General features: G+C 66.8%; 1 protein-coding gene. It reads left to right on the top strand.

Annotation, left to right across the window (positions count from 1 at the left end):
• A partial coding sequence (locus HY2_RS15945; RefSeq protein ID WP_241762411.1) for a SlyX family protein occupies positions 1–309 on the top strand: 309 nt, incomplete at its 5' end.
• Between the last annotated feature and the right edge of the window lie 158 nt (positions 310–467).

The raw sequence follows: 467 nt of genomic DNA, 5'->3' as shown, positions 1-467 counted from the left end.
CCCCGCACATTACCGCCGCAGCCGCTGTCGCCGCCCACCGGCTCGACATTGCCACGCCCCGCAAGCAGCGCTAATCCCTCCCTCATGACAGACAGCCCTTCACCGGACTCCGCCCGCCTCGACGAGCTTGAAATGCGTGTGGTCCATCAGGACCAGACGATTGAGGATCTGAACGAGGCCATTACGGCGCAATGGAAGCTGATCGAGCGGCTGGAGCGGCAGGTTGCGCGCCTCGCCGAGCGTGTTGCGGACGCCGAACAGTCCGCCGGCCAGGCCGCCCCCGTCGACCGCCCCCCGCCGCATTATTAGGCAAGCAGGCTGGCGGCAGGCACAGCCCCCTCCCCGTGCAAACTGCAGCATAGGGGTGCTCCGCCTTGCGACCCTGTCATCCCCCAAGGCACCAATCCCCCTCTCCCGCGAGAGGAGGGCCAAAAGACCGTGACCTGAGCCCCAAATGGTCCCGCATT

Source organism: Hyphomonas pacifica (genome assembly GCF_000682675.1).
GTDB classification, from domain to species: Bacteria; Pseudomonadota; Alphaproteobacteria; order Caulobacterales; family Hyphomonadaceae; genus Hyphomonas; species Hyphomonas pacifica.
This window is presented reverse-complemented; position numbering and strand designations above follow the sequence as displayed.